Below are 18559 nucleotides of genomic sequence, written 5' to 3'. Positions count from 1 at the left end.
TCAATGTTTTCTTCGCGGCCTGACGGCGAAGCGACACACAAGGCGGTGATGAAGGGAGATTGAAAGGGATGGAGCTTAGGGTCGGATTGCCGACAGGCGTGCCGACCCATTCTTTTCATATCCTCCCCGCCCTTACGATGAGGAGACATAAGCCATTGAAATTACGGATCCCCGGGGCAAGCCCGAGGATGAGGTCAAGTAGGATTGCTGGTCGAATCCAATCTCAAGCCCGCATAGCGGTCATCGAGACGGATGCTGGAACGGTACGTTCTATCGATGCGAACTGGGCATGACATCTGCGGGAATCGGGCAGACGTAATCGCTGCCTTCGGTCTTTTCCTGCCATTCCCTTTTCGCACTGGCGAGCAGTTCCGGTGAGGTCATCAGCGCAAGACCGGTCGAGGCAAGCGTTTTGGCGGCATGCGCCATGGCCTTGTGGGCGGCCGGGCTTTTGCCCTGCGCCACCACCTGCCAGGTATGCGGATTGGTCCCGATCGCCCAGGCCGGCGTCCAGCACTGTGCGGTTGGCGTGATCCAGCTGACGTCGCCGACATCGGTGGAACCCGCCCGGAAGTGCGACTGGCCCTCGAAATCGCGCAGGCCGAGATGCAGGGGCGCCGAACCATCGATCTTCCGGTTGGAAAAGACATCGCCCTTTATCTGGTAGAGCCGGATGCTGCTCTTGATCGCCTCGTCCGTAAAGGTGTCCTGAATACGTTTGGCGAAGGCGATATCCGCCTCGTCGAAGGCGATGGGGCCGAGCGCCACCATGTTTTCATGCATCGCCGTTTCCAGCGTGAGGTTGGGCAAAAGGTTGGTGGAGGCGGTATCGAAGACGATCTCCACCTCGGTTTCGGTCATCATCGCCGCGCCGCGCGCCACCTTGTCCACCCGTGCGGCAAGATCGAGCGCCTGGCGCATTTCCGGGGCGCGGATCAGGTAAAGCACTTCGGCCTTGGCCTGCACCACATTCGCCGCCTTGCCGCCGGTATCGGTGATCGCATAATGCACCCGGCAATCCTGCGGCATGTGTTCGCGCAGGAAATTGACGCCGACATTCATGAGTTCGACGGCATCGAGCGCCGAGCGGCCGAGATGGGCGGCGTTGGAAGCATGGGCCGCAACACCCTTGAAACGGTAGAAATATTCCAGCACGGCAAGATTATTGGTGGAACGCACGCCGTTGAAGGGTGCCGGATGCCAGGTCAGCGCCGCGTCGACATCATCAAACAGGCCAGCGCGCACCATGAAGGTCTTGCCGGAACCGCCCTCCTCACCGGGGCAACCGTAATAACGCACGGTGCCGGGCAGATTATTGGCTTTCAGATGCCGGGCGAGCGCGATTGCCCCCATCAGCGAGCCGACGCCGAGCAGGTTGTGACCGCAACCGTGGCCGGTGGCGCCCGCCTCGCGCGGCTGCACCTGCGCCACATCGGCCACCTGGCTCATGCCGGCCAGCGCATCGAATTCACCGAGGAAGGCAATGACCGGCTTGCCGCTGCCGAATTCGCCGATGAACGCCGTTTCCATGCCTGCCACGCCGCGACGAACCGCAAAGCCGTTTTCCTCAAGCGCGGCGGCCAGAACGCCAGCGGATTGCCGTTCTTCGAATTTAAGCTCGGCAAAATCCCAGATACTGTCGCTCAAGGTGGTGAAGTCGGGCTTCATGGCCTCGACTTCGGCGGCAATCGACATCACGGCATCACGGTTCATGGCTTGTCCTCGCATTTCCGCCCTTTGCGGGCACGCGCAAGCGCTTCGGCGGATACACCGCCAAATCCTTGCACCCTATGATGGAAAGCCCGCGCCGGGGTCCGCCTCCGGCGCGGGCAACAGTGGATCAGTTGTCGACCGAGACTTCCCAGAGGCGGGCGTTCGACTGCCAGACCGGCTGGCCCTTGAGCTTTTTCGTGGCACCCCAGACATCGACCATGTCGTAGAGGAAGATGCCCGGCATTTCCTTCAGCATCAGCTCATGGAACTCGTCAAAAATCTTCTGGCGCTTCGTCTGGTCGGCCTCGACATAGGCGGCCTTCATCAGCTCGATCGCCTTCGGATCATCCCACATCAGCGAGGCGTTCTTGTCCTTGTTGCCGACATAGAAGGCATACATCAGCGCCGGGTCGAGACGCGGGGCAACCGACTGCGAGATCACCTGATAATTGCCGGAGCGGCGGCGGTCGACCTGCGTGGCATAATCCAGCACCTCGATCTGCACGTTGAGACCCGCCTGTTGCATCATGGCCTGCGCCATGACGGCGGCCGGGAAGCTCGGCACGTTGCCACGCTTGTTGGCGATGATGGAGATCGGCTCGCCCTTGTAACCGGCGGCCTCCAGTTCCTTCTTCGCCGCCTCGATGTCATAGGCCGGACGCTTCTTCTGGGTCTCGTCGAAATAGACCGAGTCCTGCGAGACCATCGAACCGTTTGCTTCACCCGTGCCGTTCGATGCGGCGGCAACCAGTTCATCGAGATCGAGCGCCATCGCCATGGCGCGGCGCACACCGGGATTGCTCAGAACCTTGTCGCGGGTCTGAATGTAGAACAGGTTCTTGCCGTTGTTACGGGCAACGATCAGCTGCATCTTGTCATTGGTCTTGAACTCCGGAATGAGATCGGGAGAAATCTCGGCCGTGTCGAGCACGCCGGATTCAAGGCCCGCCTTCACGGTCGAGGCATCCGGAATGACCATGAACTTGATGCCGTCGGCCAGCGGCCGCTTGGAGCCGACCATGCCGTCAGGCTTGCCGTCATTTGCCGGCGAAACATAATCGGCAAATTTGGCGAGGCGGATATATTCGCCTTTCTTCCACTCATCCCACTGGAACGGACCGGTGCCGATCGGCTTGACGAAGCTGCCATCGGCAGCAACCGATTCCGGCGAGATCATGCCGGTATAACCGCATTCCGGCCGCGACATCAGGCCGAGGAAAACGGCGGAGGGTTTTGCAAGCGTGATCTCGACCGTGGATGCATCCGTGGCCTTGACGCCGGTGACGTGTGCTGCCCCGCCTTCCGCGAAATCGTTGAGGCAGGTCCATTTGGTTTCCGGCTTCAGATAACGTGTCCAGTTCCAGACGACATCCTCTGCGGTGAGCGGCTTGCCATTGTGGAATTTCACGTCCTTGCGCAGCTTGAACGTATAGGTCAGGCCGTCAGCCGAAACATCGACGCTTTCGGCCAGAAGCGGCTTCACCTCTCCGGCATTGTTGTAGCCGACGAGGCCTTCGACGATGTGCAGGATAACCCCATCCGTATTGCCGTCGCGGTTCACGCCGGGATTGTTGCTGCGCAGATCCGAGCTTTGCGCAATGGTGATGTCGCGGGCCGCCGCGATATTGGCCGTTACCAGCAGGGCAACGCCTGCGAGAAGAAGTTTTTTCACTGTTCTACCCTCTTTGTTGTCGTTGATTGTAATTGATTAAAAACCGTCCCAGCAGGCCTGTGCCAGCCGGCCGATCGTCTCGAGCGCGATGGTGTATCCCGGCGTGCCGTCAGGCATGGTTTGCGGAACCTCATCGGTATAGGTGGTGATGATGAAGGACGGTGCGCCGTTTCTGTAGACGATGCCGGCATCCATGCGCCCGCGCTTGCCGCGACCGCTCTTACTGGCCACCACGGCTTCGAAAGGCAGGCGGGAGCGGATTCCATAACGCAAGATCTGGTTTTTCAGCGTCTGCATGGCCCACTCGCACAATTGCGGGCTGCAACCGAGCTTTGCCTGCGCTTCGGGCGAGGACTGGGCATCCAGAATGGTCTGCAGCAGAAGCACCTGATCCGCCGCCGAGGTGGTCGTAACTGTCTTCAACGGATGGTCGGCCGCCAGCGCCAGCGGCGGGATGAGGAAACGGTGGTGGGTATTGGCCATGCCGAGCGACTTGCAATAGCCGTCCACCTCTTCCAGCGTCAGCCTCTCCAGCACCATCTTGGTGCAGACATTGTCGCTCAGCACCATCATGCCGGCGACGGCATCGCGTAGTGAGATGACGATGCCCGGCGTCATATAACGGAACATGCCGCTCGCGACCTCTTCCGCCAGCCGCTTTTCATAGGTGACGGGCTGGTCGAGATCGATCCGCCCTTCACTGGCGGCCTTGAGCACGGCCATCATGATCGACGTCTTGCGGGTGCTGCCCGATGGCGTCTCCTCGTTTTCTCCCCGGCCTATCTCTTCACCGGTCAGGAGATTGCGCACCATGAAGCGCGTCACGAAAGGCTGTGCATCACAGATCGCATTCAGTTGGGCAGCAACAGTCATAGTCATCTTCCTGTTAAACTTCATCTTCCAGACGCCATTTCAGTGTCACGCCGCCCTTTTCATTCTGGTCGAGGGCGGGAATGGCCGAGAGCAGCCGGCGCGTATAGGCCTCCCTCGGACTGTCGAAAATCGTGTCGCGGTCACCCTCTTCGATGATGCGACCGTCCTGCATGACGACGACACGGTCGGCCACCTGCTCCACCACGCCGAGATCGTGGCTGATGAACAGGCAGGAAAAACCGTAACGTTTCTGCAGATCGGAAAAGAGATCGAGCACCTGCGCCCGCACAGTCACGTCGAGTGCCGAGACCGGTTCGTCGGCGATCAGGAACCGCGGACGGCGGGCAATGGCGCGGGCAATCGCCACGCGCTGGCGCTGGCCGCCGGAAAGCTCATGCGGATAACGGGCGGCAAAATCGGCGCCGAGCCCGACTTCTTCCAGCGTTTCCAGCGCCCGCTTGCGCTTGGCGGCCTGGTCTAGGTCAGGCACGAGGCGTAATGCCTCCTCCACCAGCGCCTGAATGGTCATGCGCGGATCGAGCGAGGAATAGGGATCCTGAAACACCATCTGGCAATTCAGGCGATAATCCTTCCAGTCCTCGTTGCGCTCGCGGCCCTGAAAGCGGATTTGCCCTTCGCTTTCCTGCACAAGCCCGGCAATGGTGCGGCCAAGCGTCGTCTTGCCGGAACCGGAACCACCGACGAGCGCCACGACCTCGCCCTCATGAATATCGATGCTGACGCCGTGCAGCGCCCGCTTCGGTTTGGCTTTTTTCAGCAGGGATTTGCGGCCGGCATAATCCACAACGATATCGCGGGCCGAAACCATTGGTACCCTGGAGGTGTCGATACTGCGCGGCTCACCGCGAAACGGCAGGGAGGAAAGCAGCTTTTTCGTATAGGGGTGCTGCGGCGCGTCCAGCAGGTCCTCGGTGCGGCCCTGTTCGACGATCGTGCCTTTTTCCATCACCACGATGCGGCTGGTATAACGTGCCACCATCGGCAGATCGTGACTGATGAGGAGAACGGCGGTGCCTTCCGCCCGCGTCAGCTCCACCATCAGCTCCATGACATCGCGCTGGATGACCGCGTCAAGCGCCGTCGTCGGCTCATCGGCAATCAGCAAAGCGGGTTTCAGCAGCATGACCGAGGCCAGCATGATGCGCTGGCGCATGCCGCCGGAAAACTCGTGCGGATAGGCCGTCAGCGCACCTTCCGGATCGCGGATGCCGACACGGCGCAGCATGTCGAGAATTTTCTCACGGCGCTCTTCGGGCGACAACTTCGTGTGAAGGATCAGCCCCTCTTCCAGCTGCCGGCCAATCGTCATCGATGGGTTGAGCGAAGTCATCGGCTCCTGAAACACCACGCCGATCTCCGCGCCGCGCAGACGTCGAAGATCCTTCACCGGCAGGGACATGACATCCTGCCCCTTGTAGATGATCGACCCGCCGGTGACGGCGATGGCCGGTGGCAGAAGCGAGATGAGCGCGCGGGTTGCTAGCGTCTTGCCCGAGCCGCTTTCGCCGACGATGCCGAAGATTTCGCCCGCGGCAATATCGAAGGAGACATCCTTGACCACCCGATGGCCGGTTCTGGCGACTTCGAGCGAAAGGCCGCGAACGGTGAGAAGTGTATTGTCCGTCATTTGAGACCTCTCATGCGCGGGTCAAGCCTGTCGCGAAGGGCATCGCCCAGAAGATTGATGCCAAGCAGCGTCAGCGCGATGCAGAGACCGGGGAAAAGCCCGAGCCAGACGGCCTGCTGGATGAAGGGCCGGCCGGCGGCCAGCATGTTGCCCCAGGTGGGGGCCGGCGGCGGCACGCCGAGGCCGAGGAAGGAGAGCGCGCTTTCCGACAGGATGGCCCAGCCGAACATGGAGGTGGCAAGAACCGTGATCGGCGCGATGCAATTGGGCAGGATGTGGCGGAACATGGTGTAGATCTCGCCATTGCCCATCACCAGCGACGCCTCGATAAATTCGCGCTCACGCAGAGAAAGCACGGCACCGCGCACCACGCGGGCCATGGATGGCGTATAGGCGATGCCGAGCGCGAAGATGATGCCATACTGGTTTGCGCCGAAAACCGCGAGCAGGCCGAGCGCCAGCAGAATGCCGGGAAAGGCCAAGAGCGCATTGTTGATGGCCATGATGACGCCATCCACCCAGCCCCGCGCATAACCGCTGACAAGGCCGATCAGCGTGCCGAAGATTGTCGCGAAGCTGACCGTCAGGAAGCCGATCCAGACGCTGGCGCGCGCGCCGACCATCAGGCGGCTCAAAACATCGCGCCCGAATTCGTCGGTGCCGAGAAGATGGCTGGCGCTTGGGCCGGCCAGACGCGAGGCAAAGCCGAGCTTCATCGGATCATAGGGCGTCCAGAACAGACCGGTCGCGGCGGTGATGAGCAGGAGGGCGATGAGAAAGCCGCCGATAAGCCCGTTAAGTGTGAACTTTTTCATTCGGCAACCACACGCGGATCGAAGAGGGGATAAAGAAGGTCGACGAACAGGTTGACCAGCACATAGGACAGCGAAACGAACAGCAGGCAGCCCTGTATGACCGGATAGTCGCGGGCAAAAATACTGTCGACCATCAGCCGTCCGAGGCCGGGAATGGTGAACACCGTCTCGATGACGGCGATGCCGCCGAGGAGATTGCCGAGGATGAGGCCGATCATCGTCCAGGTCGGGCCGAAGGCGTTCTTGAACGCGTGCCGCCAGAGGACAGCACCTTCGGAAAGGCCCTTGGCACGGGCATGGGTGATGTAATCCAGCCGCAGCACTTCCAGTGTCGAGGCGCGCGCCATACGGATCAGAACGCCCATTTCGTGGATCACCAGCGTCATGACGGGCAGGACGAGATAAAGCATGCCGCCGACGAGATTGTCGCTGATCGACACATATCCGAGCACCGGCAGCCAGCCGAGTTTCAGGCCGAAAAACAGAAGAAGCAGAAGGCCAAGCCAGAACGTGGGAATCGACAGAAGCAGCGTCGCCGTTCCGACCAGCGCAAGATCAGTCAGGCTGTTCTGTTTCCAGGCGGCGATCACGCCGGCCGGAACCGCAATCAGGCTGGCGAGAAGCACCGCGACCACCACGATCTCGGCGCTGACGAGGAAGCGCGAGACGACCAGCGGCAACACGGCCTCGTCATTAACGATGGAGCGGCCGAAATCGCCCTGCACCACATTGCCGGCCCAGATGACGAATTGTTGCGGCATGGACTTGTCGAGGCCGAGCTCGGTCCTCATGGCTTCGATCTGTTCCGGTTGCGCCATGTCGCCCAGCATCAGGGCAGCCGGATCACCCGGAATGAAGCGGATGAGCGCAAAGACCGTGATCGACACGAATGCGATCGTCGGCAGCGCCATCAAAAGACGGCTCAGTATGAATCTTATCATCGGTTCCCCACGATTGATGGCCGGGAACGTGTTCCCGCCTCTATCGGTTTCGTTGCTGGCGACTATGACGGATTGAGAAATATCACGCAATATTATGCGTAAATGTCATATGTCTATGCAGAATGGCGGGCATTTCATCCTGATGAGGACAATGAGATTTTCCGCCCAAAATCCCGTTTTCAGTCGATTTTCTGCGAAAGCTGGATTTCCCGCTTCAGGGCATCGCTCAGCGCCTGCGCCGCGATGGACAAGGGTGCACCGGAAGCGCGGGCAAGACCGAATTCCTGTGTCGCCTGCGGAACGAATGGCCGGGCGACAACGGGAAGGTGCCGGTAGAGGTTCGCATAAAAACTGCTGATGATCGTTACCCCCAACCCGTGCGCCACATAGGCGCAGGCGGAACTATTGGTATGGGTCTCGATCTTCACCATCGGCTTGACGCCGGCCTTCTTGAACACCTGATCGAGCGCCATGCGGTTCGGCCGCTGCCGGCCGATCAGGATGAGCGGAACATTGCGCAGATCCTTGACGGTGATTTCGGTGAGTTCAGCCAGCGGATGATCCTCCCGGACCACGCAGACGCTTTTGCCGGTTGCAACACGTTCGACATCGATGCCCGGCCCGATCTCACCTTCCATCCGCAGGAAACCGAGATCGATTACCCGTTCGCCCACCAGCTTGTTGATGGCCGTGGTCGTCTCGAAGAAGGTTTCGATACGCACGCCGGGAAAATCCCGGACATAGTCGATCAGCATGGCGGGCGCGAAATTTTCCCACATGCTGCTCGGCAGGCCGATGCGGACGATTTCCGGGCCGGCGGCACCATTGCGCAGATCTTCGGCGTGGCCGGACATGCGATCGACGGCGAGCAGCACGTTTTCGGCATCACGGGCAAGAAGTGCGGCCTCCGGCGTCGGAATGAGCCGCCCCTTGTCGCGTGCAAACAGCGTCAGCGACAGATCCGATTCGAGCTGCGCCAGAAGCCGGCTGACACCGGACTGGCTGAGCCCCATCGCCTTGGCCGTGGCAATGGTCGAGCCGGTGGAAAGAAGCGTGCGCAGGACTTCGAGCTGCTTGATGTTCATGAGGCCAGCACCATGGATGAAAAACGAGCCGGTATCGGTTCAAACCTTTTGCCGCCGATAGCGCTTCCTGTCACCGGTTTTTTATCCTACCCGCGACAGCGACCTACAATTTCACCTCGTAGACTGTGTCATGGGTGGCCACGCGTGCCTCTCCCGATGGCGTCACCCAGCCGCGAAACATGCCGGATGTATTATAGGGCGCGGATATGCCGCCTTCGGCATCGATCGCCACTAGCCCGGCACCGATATCGTAGGGGGCCAGATCCTTGTGCACGAGATCGCCGGCGGCAGTCTCCAGATCCTGCCCGAGATAGACAACGCGGGACGCGATCTCGTGGCCGACGACATAACGGATGAAAAACTCGCCCTTGCCGGTGCCCGAGACCGCACAGGCGCCATCCCGCGCATAGGTGCCGGCGCCGATCACCGGGCTGTCTCCCACCCGGCCGTCCGGCTTGTTGGTGTAACCTCCGGTCGAGGTGGCCGCAGCAAGATGCCCCGCCGCATCGAGCGCCACTGCGCCGACGGTCCCGTGCTTTTCGTTTTCAGTCGCTTCCGTGCCTGTGGCGGCATGACGCTTCATCGCCGCCAGTGCCTCCACGCGCTTTTGCGTGGTGAAGTAGGATTGAGGCTCGGTAGCAAGCCCTTTTTCCTTTGCGAAGCGGTCAGCCGCCTCACCCGTCAGATAGACGGCACGCTCATCCACCATCAGCGCGCGGGCCGCCTTCACCGGGTTGCGGATGGCACGGGACGCGCTGATCGCGCCCGCCGCCAGTGTGGCACCATCCATGATCGAAGCATCGAGTTCGTGAATGCCGTTTTCGTTGAGTGCGGCACCATGCCCCGCGTTAAAATGCGGGCTGTCCTCCATGACGACGACCGCCGCCTCGACCGCCTCAAGCGCGGTTCCGCCAGCCTTCAGCACGCCATAACCGGCACGCAGCGCCGCCGCCAGATCATCGCGCGCAGCGGCCCATTCCTCAGACGTCATGCTGTCTTCCGGCATCACGCCGCAACCACCATGGATGGCCAGTGCGATCTTCGTCATGTGCTCACTCCCTCGTCGCCCCACTCCGGCAGGGCCTCTTACCATCAATGAAAGGCGATATCGCCGATGACCCGTACGCGCACTCTGCGAGCGCCGCCCGGCAGATAGGCGATCGGGATATCCTCCACCTCAAGCGTCTTGAGGCTCGCCCGCTCTGCACCGGATGCAACCGCTGCGTTCTGCGCCTCGGTCTCGGCTTTCGCAAGGGCTTCGTCCCGGCTCAGGCCGGAAAAGACCTGGTCGACCTCACCGGAAACCTGCGCCATCGCTGCGCCCAGCGCATTGGCAACCCCGGCATTTTCCACACGCAGCACTTCCGACGCACCCGGAACCGTCTCAGGGATCAGGAAAGCCCCACCGCCGACCGCGACCAGCGGCACGTCTTCGGCCGAGGTCTTCATCTGGTCGAAACTGTCGGCCACCATGTCACGGATGCGTTGAAGCGCGGCCTGCACGAAAGCCGGATCGAGGTCTTTCACACGGTCGCGGTCACCCATCTCGATCAGGCCGGCGGCCACCGCAATATCCGATGTCGTCAGTGTTTCGCCGCCGAAAACCCGGGCTTCCGTCAGAATGCGGTAACCGACCGAGCGCGGGCCGATCTTGCCTGTTTCAGGGTCAACGATGGTGCCGCCGCCGAGCGCAATCGGCAGAAGATCGGGCATACGGAAAAGCGTGCGTACCCCGCCAATATGGACGATATTGTTCGCCTCGCGCGGAAAGCCGCCGACAAGGCAGCCGATATCGGAGGTGGTGCCGCCGACATCCACCACCATCGCATCGGAAAGCCCGGTGAGGAAGGCCGCACCGCGCATCGAATTGGTCGGGCCGGAGGCGAAACTGTGCACGGGGTTGGCGGCGGCGACATCCGCGAGCGCCACGGTGCCGTCATTCTGGGTCAGATAGAACGGCGCTTTTACGCCCGCTTCGCGCAGCGCATCCGAAAATGCCTGAACCGTGGTCTTGCCGAGCGTTTGCAGCGCTGCATTCAGGAGAGCGACATTTTCTCGCTCCAGAAGCCCAATGCGGCCGAGCGTATGGGAAAGCGTGATGCGTGCATCAGGGATCACCGAACGGACGATTTCCGCCGCCCGCACCTCGCACTCCGTCGTCAGCGGCGAGAAGGTCGCAGAAATGGCGATGGAAGTGATACCCGCATCGCGGATTTTCATCGCCGCTTCGCGAATTTCATCGGGAACCATGGGCACCAGCGGACTGCCGTCATATTCATGGCCGCCGTGGACCATGAAGATCAGCGGATCCACGGCCTCGCGAAGATCCTTCGGCCAATCGCACATCGGCGGCAGCGAAGAACCTGTTGGCAACGCGATGCGGATCGCCGCGACCCGTTCCAGCCGGGCGCGCTCCACCACCGCATTGGTAAAGTGCGTGGTGCCGATCATCACCGCATCAATCGGCCGGTCGGCCGCGCCGACATGGCCCGCCACATGGGCAAGCGCCGCCTTTACGCCGGACAGCACATCCTGCGTGGTCGGAACCTTGATGGAAGCGACGATGGTGCTTCCATCGATCAGAACGGCATCCGTATTGGTGCCGCCAACGTCAATACCGATGCGTTTCATGGGAATACCGATCTGAAGTCAATGTCATAACCGAAGGCGCGCGGACCGACGGCGGCGATGCCGGCAGGTGTCGTCAAAAGCTCCGGCGCCGGCAGGGCGACAACCGTGACACGCTGGCCGTAACGTACCGATTCCGTACCGATGGCGCCGCCCGAAACAGTGTCGAGAAGGCAAAGCAGGTCCGGCGTCATGGCGACAGGCTGGCCATCGCGGAAGGCGACCGCCCACTCGTTCTGGAAGGCCAGTTCCATGCGCGAACCACGGTCGGCATCGATGCCTTCAATGGTCGTGCTGCCGCGCAGGAAACCACCGGTGGTCTCGCGGGCCACATCCACCACCTTGCCACGGAACAGCTGCTTGCCGCCCTCGTGGTTAAGAACCGCCTGAACCGGATCGTCATGGCGCGCACGCGCCTCCATCACCGCGCGCCCGAGTTCGGTCGCCTTGGTGACGGTGTAATGAATGCCCCATTCCTTCACTTCCCTGCCGGTGCGCGGCGCCTTGCAGGTGGCGGCGGTGGAGCCGACTTCGGTACAGACCTTGCGCGAGATGCGCTCCATCCATTTCCACGAGGCGGCCCGCGTCACGATCACCTCATTGTCGCGCACATCGACCAGCGACAGCGGAAACATCGGCAGGTTGCCGATGGCGAAGGATGTCATCTGCGCTTCCGGATAGGCGCGTCCCATGGCATCGGCATTCACGACCGGCCGGTCGAGCACGGCGGCGGCGAGGAAGGACGACAGCGCATTGGAACCGCCGATTTCAACGCTCATGATCGCCCGGAACGGCTTGCCGAGATAATCCTCCATCACCTCGACGGCACGGGCGAGATGCACGGGATCCCCCAGCCGCTCCTGACCGACAAGCGGCGCACCCATCTTGGAGACGACGGCAACCATGTCGTCATCGGCGAGCGCCATGGGGTCCATGACCTTTACCCGCCTGCCCTCGGCATAAAGACGGCGCAGGTTGAGCGTCGAGATATAGGGATTGCCGCCGCCCCCCGTTCCCAGAATCCAGGCGCCGGTGGCCAGAGGTTCGATATCGTCTTCGGAAAATTCCTGGATCATGCGTCATCCTCGGGCATGCCGCAGCCTTTCCGGCCGCAAGCGATGCTCCTTCCCTTTGAAGTTCCAAGTCTGGCCAACCCCGCCATTTGTGGCGGGGCCGGTTTTCATGAGGCGGAGATCACTCCGCCTTGCAGTCCCAATGGAAATTGGAGAAGTTCAGGTCCCAGCTCTGCATGGGAATGAACTCGTAACCCTGAAGGCACTTGTTCGCCGCATAACGGCGGTTCGGCGCAACGGCCCAGACGTCCGGCTGAAGATCCGCGATCTTCGTCTGCAGTTCCTTGTAGGTGGCGTTCTGCTCGTTCACATCGGTGGTGGCGCGAACCTTGTCGATCAACCCGTCGATCTCGGCATTCTGCAACCATTCCATCGACATCCAGGTGCCGGAAGCCTTGGAATGATACTGGTTGTAGAACATCGCGTCCGGCGACGGATAGGTCGGAGAGATGTTCACCTGCGTCGATGCCGGGGTGGTTTCGGGCTTGGAGGACAGCTCGACGATGCGGTTCCACGGCTCTGGCTTGATATCGAGCGTGATGCCGATCTGCTCGAGGCTCGATTGCAACAGCAACGCCACTTCGGCCTCGAAGGCCAGCGACGCGACATAGCTGTTGACCAGCGTGATCTTCTGGCCGGCATATTTAGACTTCGCCAATTCTTCCTTGGCTTTTTCCAGATCGTAGACGCCCGGCTGGATATCGCCGTTATGCGCATCCTTGAACGCGTCGGAGAGCGGTCCGCGCATGTCGAAGCCCGGATAGATCACTTCCTGGATTGTCTTGTAATCCGTCGCATAGGCGATGGCGCGGCGCACATGGACGTCGTCGGTCGGATAGACCTTGGTGTTGAGCTTGATGACGAAACCGCCGGCGGTGCGGGTCTGGATCAGCTTGTAACCCTTCATGCGGCCGATGGATTCATAGGTGTCGTTGCCAAGCCCGTGCGAGGAAAGGCCGAGTTCACCCTTTTCCGCCAGCGCCTTGACGGTGGCGTCGTCGCTGGTCTGCACGAAGCGCACTTCGTCGATCGGCTTGCCCTTCGTCCAGCCGAGGAAATAATCGGCATTGCGGGCAATGACCATATCGGCGGAACGGTTGTAGCTGACGAGCTTGTAGGGGCCGGAACCGGCGGAATGTTCGCCGACATAGGCCTCGCCCCACTTGTCTTCCGGCTTGGCATTGGCTTCGATCAGCGTCTTGTTCATCGCCATCATCAAGGGCGTCGCCGCCATGAAGGGCGAAAACTGGCGCTCGATCTTCATGACCAGCGTCGCATCGTCAGGCGCGGTGACGTTTTCGGGCTTTAGGACACCGACGATGAGGTTTGACGGGCCCTTGTTGATGCCGAGCAGGCGCTGGATCGACCAGGCAAGATCGGCAGCCTTTACCGCCGTGCCATCTTGGAATTTCGCATCGTCCCGCAGGTGGAAGGTATAGGTAAGACCATCTTCAGAAATATCCCAGGATTTCGCCAGATGCGGCACGATTTCGCCCTTGGCGTTCACCGTGGTCAGGCCGTCATACATGTTCACGATGGCCATATAGCCGGTGTAATCAGTCACCTTCGCCGGGTCGAGCGAGCTGAATATCTGCATGGTGTTGACCGCGACCGACACCTTGTCTTCCGCAAGGGCTGCGGAAGAAACAAACGGCAGCACGAGCGCCGTACCGAGCGCCAGCACGGTGAGACGGGAAGAAAGTACAGGCATTTTCATTATCGTTCTCCTCTTTATTGCGGGTCATTGGCCCCGCTTATGGTTAGGCAGCCTTGCTGACCGGAACGGGCAGCGGTGAGAAAGGAATGTCCGGATAACCGAAGGCCGCCGGCCCGACGACCTCAAGCGCGCGGGCGCTGCGCAGCAGGTCATGGCAGGGGATGGCGATGACGGCCACACGCTGGCCGTAGCGCAGCACTTCGGTGGTGATCGGATAACCCGTATCGACATCGAGCAGGACGATCAGATCGGGCACCGTCACCTCCACCTTGCCGTCACGGGAAAACAGCAGAAATTCGTTCTGGATGGCGACGCCCGCCGTCTGGCCGGCGCAGTCGTCGAAACCGGAGAGCGTGAGATCGCCAACCGCGAAACCGCCGCGCAGATGGCGCTTCAGATCGGTGATCTTGCCGTTGAAGATGCGCCTTCCACCTTCCAGTGCGCAGACTGCGGCAATCGGGTCTTCCTGCTGTTTGCGGGCACGGATCACCGCCTCACCGATGGCGATCGCCTTGGTATAGGTTTTCGGAATGCCATACTGGTGCACGTAATGCGCCTGCATCGGCGCGGTCGCCAGCATCGCGCCGCCGCCCTGCGAGACGACGCAGGCGCGCGCCATGCGCTCGTGCCAGACTTCGGAAACGGCATGGCTGAAGATGACGGCATTGCCGTGCAGATCGCACATCACCGATGGCGTGGAACTATGGCCGTAGATGGAGAAGGTGGTCATCTGCATTTCCGGGAATGCCCGGCCCATGCCGTCGCAATCGAGGATCGGCAGACCGCCCAGCGCCGCCGTCACCAGCGGGTTCATGGAATTGGAACCGCCGATTTCTTCGCAGACGATGGCGTCGACAGGCGTGCGGATCAACTCTTCCATCGCCCGCAGGCAACGCAGGCCTTCGCGGCCTTCGCGAATGCGCTCGACACCAACGACAGGCGCGCCGATGCCGCCGATGGACATGCAGAGCGCGTCCGGCTCGATGGCATCAGTTGCGAGAATCTTCATCTCGTAACCGGCCTTCATGGCCTCCAGCGCCAGCAGCTTGCCGAGATAGGGATTGCCGCCGCCGCCCGTGCCGAGAATGCCGGCACCGATTTCCAGCGCGTCGAGATCTTCACGGGTCAGCGTCCGCAATGCCGCTTCGTCATATTTCAGCTTGCGTGTCTCAGCCATGATTGGCTCCCATTTCTCCAACAACTTTCACATGAATGCGGGTAGCGTTGCCGGGCAGGTATGCAAGCGGCATGTCCTCGCGCTCGATGACATCAAGCGTTTCGGCAATCGCGCCGGCGGCAATCGCCTTTTCGCGGGCCTCCGCTTCCGCCTCGGCCAGCGCGCTCTCGCGCGTGCGTCCGTCGATCAGCGAGAAGACCCGGTCGGTCTCGCCGCTGATCTGCGCAATGGCCGCGCCAACGGCATTGGCCACCGCGAAATTCTCAGGCCGGATAACCTCCAAGTCACCGATACGGTTCGGCATCAGGATGGAGCCGCCGCCAACGGCGATCACCGGCACCGGTGACGACGAGATGCGGCTGCGCTCCACGCAGGCTTCAAGCATGTCGTTGATCTTGCCGACCGCCGCATCCACGAGCTTTTTGTCGAGGCTGGCGACCAGCACCTTCTCGCCCACATCGGCCTTGCCGGAGGCAACGGCGATATCGGTTGCCGTCAGGGTCGAGCCACCGAAGCAGAGTGCATCGCGGCGAACCCGGTAACCGACGGATTTCGGGCCGACGGTCACGCCGTGATCGCCATTGACCACCAGAGAACCGCCGCCAAGACCGATGGAGAAGACGTCAGGCATGCGGAAATTGGTGCGCACGCCGCCAATATCCACCGTGGTCGAGGCCTGACGCGGGAAGCCGTGCGACAGCGAGCCGACATCGGAGGTGGTGCCGCCAACATCCACCACCACGGCATCCTTGAGGCCGGTGAGGAAAGCCGCACCGCGCATGGAATTCGTCGGGCCGGACGCGAAGGTGAGCACGGGGAAACCGCGCACCACATCCGCCGCCATCAACGTGCCGTCGTTCTGGGTGATATAGAACGGGCAGGTGATGCCCGCAGCCTTCAGCGCCTCGCCGAAAGCCGCAACGGTGCGGTCGGCAAGCGATAGCAGGCTGGCATTCATGATCGCCGCACTTTCACGCGCAAGCAGACCGTGACGGCCAATATCCTTGGACATCACCACCGGCAGGCCGGGGCAGCGCTCCTGCAGGATTTCCTTCGCCCGCAGCTCCATCGCATCATTGATGCCGCTGAAGACACAGGTGACGGCAGCGGCCTTCAGGCCCTTGGCGCGGATATCGGCGGCGATGCGGACAATTTCGTCCTCATCGAGCGGCGAAATTTCGCGGCCGTCGAATTCGTAACCGCCGCGCACCTGATAACCGTGGTTGCCGACGATTTCCTTGAGATCATCCGGCCAATCGACCATGGGCGGCAGGCCGGCGCCGGACGGCAGGCCGAGACGGATGGCGGCCACCTCGTCCATATGCCGGCGCTCGATCACCGCATTGGTGAAATGCGTGGTGCCGATCATCACGGCGCCAATGCGTGCCCTGTCTATGCCCGAGGCCTCGATGACCTTTTCAAGGGCTTCGATGACACCGGATGTCACATCCTCTGTCGTGGAGGCCTTCACCCCCGCCAGAACGGTTTTATCCTGCAACACAACGGCATCGGTATTCGTGCCGCCGACGTCAATTCCAACGCGATACACGTCAGGCTCCTCTTTCATCAATCGGTCGTTTTTACGAGGAAGCGCATGCGCTCTTCCTCGGTCACGGTGGGTTTGAGACGTTCTTCCTCGTCGGTGACGACGGGGATGGCCGCGATCAGGGCGCGGGTATAGGGATGGGCCGGCTCGGCGAAGACCGTCGACGTCACACCCTCCTCGACAATCTCGCCGCGCAGCATGATGGCGATGCGCGAGCAGAAATTGCGCATCAGCGACAGGTCGTGCGAGATCATCAGATAGGTGAGGCCAAGCTCCTCGCGCAGTTGCAGCAGAAGGTCGATCACCGTCTTTTGCACGGAGACATCGAGCGCCGCCGTCGGCTCGTCGAGGATGAGGATTTTCGGTTCCGCCGCGAGCGCGCGGGCAATCGCCACGCGCTGCTTCTGGCCGCCGGAAAGCTCGTGCGGATATTTGCCGAGATAGGATTGCGGCAGCCGCACCAGCCCCATCAGTTCCTGCATCCGGCTTTCCCGTGCGTGGCCGTCCATGCCGATGGATTTCAACGGCAGTGAAAGCGTCTGCCTGACGGTACGCTTCGGATTGAGCGAAGTACCCGGATTTTGGTAAACGATCTGCGTCAGCCGCTTGCCGCGCTCAGGCACCGGGGCGTCGATGACGAGATTACCGGAGGTGGGACGCGAAAGGCCCATGATCATGCGCGCAACCGAGGTCTTGCCCGAACCGGATTCGCCCGCAAGGCCAAAAACCTCGCCCTGCTTCAGCGTCAGGTTCACGTCGCGCACGGCATGGTAGCCATTGCGCCTGCCGTAAATCTTGTTCAGGCCTTCGATTGTGATGATCGGCTGCCGCGTGCTTTGCGCCAGATCGGTAACGCGCGGACCATAAAGCGGCGGCACGGCATCCAGCAGTGAACGTGTATAGTCCTTGGCGGGACTATGCAGGATTTGCGTGCAAGGGCCGGTCTCGACGATATCGCCGTGGTGCATGACAACGACGCGGTCCGCCACCTTGCGCACGACGCCGAGATTGTGGGTGATCATCAGCAGCGCCATGTTTTCTTCGGCAACCAGCTGGTTGATGAGATTGAGGATTTCATCCTGCGTCGTCACATCGAGCGCGGTGCCCGGCTCATCGGCGATCAGGAGCTTCGGCTGATGCAGCAGGGCAAGGCCGATCAGCACGCGCTGGCGCATACCGCCCGAAAGCTCGGACGGATAGGCATTCATCACCCGCTCGGTATCGGCAAGCTGCACCCGGCGCAAAACGGCTGCGATGCGGTTGCGGCGCTCCGCCTTCGACGAATTGATACCATCGCGTTTGTCGGCAAAGCGCATGACATCATCGAGATGCGTGCCGATCTTGAAGACCGGATTGAAGGACGATAGCGGGTCCTGCATGATCAGTGAAAACGCCGTTCCCTTCAGCGCCTCACGGTCTCTGCGCGGCAGGGCAAGCACATCGCGGCCATCGATGACGATGGCGCCGGAGGTGATCGCGGCATTCTTCGGCAAAGTGCCGATAATCGCCTTGGCGGTGACCGATTTGCCCGACCCGGTTTCACCGATCAGCGCCACACGCTCGCCGGCGGCAACGGTGAAGGCGACATCGCGCAGCACCTGCCGGGTGCGGCCATAATTGGTGAAGGTGACGTTGAGGTTTTCGACCTTGAGAAGCGGTTCAGTCATGGCC

At 61.5% G+C, this 18559-nt stretch carries 14 protein-coding genes; all 14 read right to left on the bottom strand.

Features of this window, described 5'->3' with window-relative positions; genetic code table 11:
* Positions 1 to 270: 270 nt before the first annotated feature.
* A complete protein-coding gene (locus N434_RS11950; protein WP_110757945.1) occupies positions 271 to 1713 on the bottom strand; it encodes a M20 family metallopeptidase in 1443 nt (480 codons plus the stop codon).
* Between the two features lie 127 nt (positions 1714 to 1840).
* Positions 1841 to 3385 carry an ABC transporter substrate-binding protein gene (locus N434_RS11945; RefSeq protein WP_181423955.1) on the bottom strand — a complete coding sequence of 515 codons (1545 nt, stop codon included), beginning with the start codon at positions 3383 to 3385 and terminating at the stop codon, positions 1841 to 1843.
* Between the two features lie 36 nt (positions 3386 to 3421).
* The gene (locus tag N434_RS11940; protein WP_035221036.1) at positions 3422 to 4258 is read right to left on the bottom strand and encodes a serine hydrolase; all 837 of its coding nucleotides are present in this window, start codon (positions 4256 to 4258) and stop codon (positions 3422 to 3424) included.
* 13 nt (positions 4259 to 4271) lie between these two features.
* Positions 4272 to 5906: an ABC transporter ATP-binding protein gene (locus tag N434_RS11935; protein WP_110757942.1), complete on the bottom strand. Its 1635-nt coding sequence runs from the start codon at positions 5904 to 5906 to the stop codon at positions 4272 to 4274.
* Positions 5903 to 6721 carry an ABC transporter permease gene (locus N434_RS11930; RefSeq protein WP_003524591.1) on the bottom strand — a complete coding sequence of 273 codons (819 nt, stop codon included), beginning with the start codon at positions 6719 to 6721 and terminating at the stop codon, positions 5903 to 5905. Before N434_RS11930 ends, N434_RS11935 begins: the two co-directional genes overlap by 4 nt.
* Positions 6718 to 7662 carry an ABC transporter permease gene (locus N434_RS11925; protein WP_110757940.1) on the bottom strand — a complete coding sequence of 315 codons (945 nt, stop codon included), beginning with the start codon at positions 7660 to 7662 and terminating at the stop codon, positions 6718 to 6720. Before N434_RS11925 ends, N434_RS11930 begins: the two co-directional genes overlap by 4 nt.
* A 179-nt stretch (positions 7663 to 7841) precedes the next feature.
* Complete coding sequence (locus N434_RS11920; RefSeq protein WP_110757939.1) at positions 7842 to 8747, bottom strand: LysR family transcriptional regulator; 906 nt, start codon at positions 8745 to 8747, stop codon at positions 7842 to 7844.
* Between the two features lie 103 nt (positions 8748 to 8850).
* A complete protein-coding gene (locus tag N434_RS11915) occupies positions 8851 to 9795 on the bottom strand; it encodes an isoaspartyl peptidase/L-asparaginase family protein (protein ID WP_110757937.1) in 945 nt (314 codons plus the stop codon).
* Positions 9796 to 9839: 44 nt separating this feature from the next.
* The gene (locus N434_RS11910; RefSeq protein ID WP_110757936.1) at positions 9840 to 11378 is read right to left on the bottom strand and encodes a hydantoinase/oxoprolinase N-terminal domain-containing protein; all 1539 of its coding nucleotides are present in this window, start codon (positions 11376 to 11378) and stop codon (positions 9840 to 9842) included.
* Entirely contained in the window at positions 11375 to 12451 is a 1077-nt protein-coding gene (locus N434_RS11905; RefSeq protein WP_080819180.1) for an S-methyl thiohydantoin desulfurase family protein, read from the bottom strand. Before N434_RS11905 ends, N434_RS11910 begins: the two co-directional genes overlap by 4 nt.
* 118 nt (positions 12452 to 12569) lie before the next feature.
* Positions 12570 to 14165 (bottom strand): ABC transporter substrate-binding protein, encoded by a 1596-nt coding sequence (locus N434_RS11900; RefSeq protein WP_181423954.1) that lies wholly within the window; start codon positions 14163 to 14165, stop codon positions 12570 to 12572.
* 43 nt (positions 14166 to 14208) lie between these two features.
* Positions 14209 to 15342 (bottom strand): S-methyl thiohydantoin desulfurase family protein, encoded by a 1134-nt coding sequence (locus tag N434_RS11895; RefSeq protein ID WP_004438394.1) that lies wholly within the window; start codon positions 15340 to 15342, stop codon positions 14209 to 14211.
* On the bottom strand, positions 15335 to 16891 hold the full coding sequence (locus N434_RS11890; RefSeq protein WP_110758021.1) for a hydantoinase/oxoprolinase N-terminal domain-containing protein: 1557 nt from the start codon (positions 16889 to 16891) through the stop codon (positions 15335 to 15337). Before N434_RS11890 ends, N434_RS11895 begins: the two co-directional genes overlap by 8 nt.
* 17 nt (positions 16892 to 16908) lie before the next feature.
* Complete coding sequence (nikE, locus tag N434_RS11885) at positions 16909 to 18555, bottom strand: nickel ABC transporter ATP-binding protein NikE (protein WP_110757932.1); 1647 nt, start codon at positions 18553 to 18555, stop codon at positions 16909 to 16911.
* Positions 18556 to 18559: the final 4 nt, after the last annotated feature.

Source organism: Rhizobium sp. UGM030330-04 (genome assembly GCF_003208455.1).
Classification (GTDB): domain Bacteria; phylum Pseudomonadota; class Alphaproteobacteria; order Rhizobiales; family Rhizobiaceae; genus Agrobacterium; species Agrobacterium rhizogenes_A.
This window is presented reverse-complemented; position numbering and strand designations above follow the sequence as displayed.

Excerpts from the sequence above, each read along its gene's own strand:
- N434_RS11895 (WP_004438394.1), bottom strand. The coding sequence starts at position 15,342 with ATGGCTGAGACACGCAAGCTGAAATATGACGAAGCGGCATTGCGGACG.
- nikE (WP_110757932.1), bottom strand. The coding sequence starts at position 18,555 with ATGACTGAACCGCTTCTCAAGGTCGAAAACCTCAACGTCACCTTCACC.
- N434_RS11935 (WP_110757942.1), bottom strand. The coding sequence starts at position 5,906 with ATGACGGACAATACACTTCTCACCGTTCGCGGCCTTTCGCTCGAAGTC.
- N434_RS11900 (WP_181423954.1), bottom strand. The coding sequence starts at position 14,165 with ATGAAAATGCCTGTACTTTCTTCCCGTCTCACCGTGCTGGCGCTCGGT.
- N434_RS11950 (WP_110757945.1), bottom strand. The coding sequence starts at position 1,713 with ATGAACCGTGATGCCGTGATGTCGATTGCCGCCGAAGTCGAGGCCATG.
- N434_RS11910 (WP_110757936.1), bottom strand. The coding sequence starts at position 11,378 with ATGAAACGCATCGGTATTGACGTTGGCGGCACCAATACGGATGCCGTT.
- N434_RS11905 (WP_080819180.1), bottom strand. The coding sequence starts at position 12,451 with ATGATCCAGGAATTTTCCGAAGACGATATCGAACCTCTGGCCACCGGC.
- N434_RS11930 (WP_003524591.1), bottom strand. The coding sequence starts at position 6,721 with ATGAAAAAGTTCACACTTAACGGGCTTATCGGCGGCTTTCTCATCGCC.
- N434_RS11915 (WP_110757937.1), bottom strand. The coding sequence starts at position 9,795 with ATGACGAAGATCGCACTGGCCATCCATGGTGGTTGCGGCGTGATGCCG.
- N434_RS11925 (WP_110757940.1), bottom strand. The coding sequence starts at position 7,662 with ATGATAAGATTCATACTGAGCCGTCTTTTGATGGCGCTGCCGACGATC.
- N434_RS11940 (WP_035221036.1), bottom strand. The coding sequence starts at position 4,258 with ATGACTGTTGCTGCCCAACTGAATGCGATCTGTGATGCACAGCCTTTC.
- N434_RS11920 (WP_110757939.1), bottom strand. The coding sequence starts at position 8,747 with ATGAACATCAAGCAGCTCGAAGTCCTGCGCACGCTTCTTTCCACCGGC.